General features: G+C 66.0%; 2 protein-coding genes. Both read left to right on the forward strand.

What is annotated here, in order from left to right:
- On the forward strand, positions 1 to 677 hold a 677-nt coding region (sufB, locus tag WB461_RS09545; RefSeq protein ID WP_423852500.1), incomplete at its 5' end, for a Fe-S cluster assembly protein SufB.
- Positions 677 to 1,526 (forward strand): SufB/SufD family protein (locus WB461_RS09550; protein ID WP_423852501.1); only part of this gene is annotated, 850 nt, incomplete at its 3' end. The genes sufB and WB461_RS09550, both read left to right, overlap by 1 nt.

The following is a 1,526-nucleotide window of genomic DNA, read 5'->3' on the forward strand; positions in this document are numbered from 1 at the left end:
TGCACTCGGCGGTCGTGGAGATCATCGTGAAGAAGGGCGGCCGCTGTCGCTACACGACCATCCAGAACTGGTCCAACAACGTCTACAACCTGGTGACCAAGCGCGCTACCTGCGAAGCCGGCGCCACCATGGAGTGGGTCGACGGCAACATCGGTTCCAAGGTGACGATGAAGTACCCCGCCATCTACCTGATGGGCGAGCACGCCAAGGGTGAGACGCTCTCGATCGCGTTCGCGGGCGAGGGCCAGCACCAGGATGCCGGCGCCAAGATGGTGCACGCGGCGCCCAACACCTCTTCCAGCATCCTCAGCAAGTCGGTGGCACGCGGCGGTGGTCGCACGTCCTACCGCGGCCTGATCCAGATCAACGAGGGCGCCCACGGCTCGAAGTCCAGCGTGCTGTGTGACGCACTCCTGGTCGACCAGATCAGCCGCTCCGACACCTATCCCTACGTCGACATCCGCGAGGACGACGTGTCGATGGGACACGAGGCCAGCGTTTCCAAGGTCTCCGACGACCAGCTCTTCTACCTGATGTCGCGCGGCATGGAGCAGGACGAGGCGATGGCGATGATCGTGCGTGGCTTCGTGGAGCCGATCGCCAAAGAGCTCCCCATGGAGTACGCGCTCGAGCTCAACCGGCTGATCGAGCTCCAGATGGAAGGAGCCGTCGGCTGATGACAGCAGTCGCCGACGCCCTCGAGATGTCGAGGGTGGATTCCCACCTGCACCCAGAAGGATCGTTCACCATTGCGGACCACCCGGTCCCGACCGGTCGCGAAGAGATCTGGCGGTTCACGCCGCTCAAGCGGCTCCGTGACCTGCACGCTGATGCGAGCTTCCAGACCTCGGTGACGAACGTCGAGTGGAACACCCCCGAGGGGGTCCGCGTCGAGCGCGTCGAGGCTGACCAGGCTCGCGGACTGCGTGGCATCAGCGGCCTCGTTCCCAACACCCGTTGGGCCGCCCGGGTGCTGTCCGAAGTCCCGACATCGCTGCTGGTCGACGTGCCCGCCGAGACTGAGCTCACCGAGCCCGTCGTCATCAGGCTCACCGGCACGGACGCCTCGCTGACCGAAGCTGCCCATGTCGCGTTGCGGTTCGGCCGCCACTCCAAGGCGGTCGTCGTCCTCGATCACGAGGGTTCCGCGTCCATGGCGCAGGTCGTCGAGGTGCTCGTGGAAGACGGTGCCGAGGTCTCGGTGGTCTCCCTCCAGGACTGGGCCGACGACTCCGTGCACCTGACCCATCACCAAGCGCTGGTCGGCCGCGACGCGGCGTACAAGCACGTCGCGATCAGCTTCGGTGGTGATGTCGTCCGGATGGACGCCAACGTCTCCTACGCCGGTCCGGGCGGGTCGGCCGAGCTGCTCGGCCTCTACTTCGCCGATGCGGGCCAGCACATCGAGCACCGGCTGTTCGCTGACCACAACGAGCCGCGCACCAAGAGCAACGTGATCTACAAGGGCGCGCTGCAGGGCGAAGGTGCGCACACGGTCTGGGTCGGCAACGTGCTGATCCGCAAGG

Source organism: Aeromicrobium sp., from assembly GCF_049587115.1.
Taxonomy (GTDB): domain Bacteria; phylum Actinomycetota; class Actinomycetes; order Propionibacteriales; family Nocardioidaceae; genus Aeromicrobium.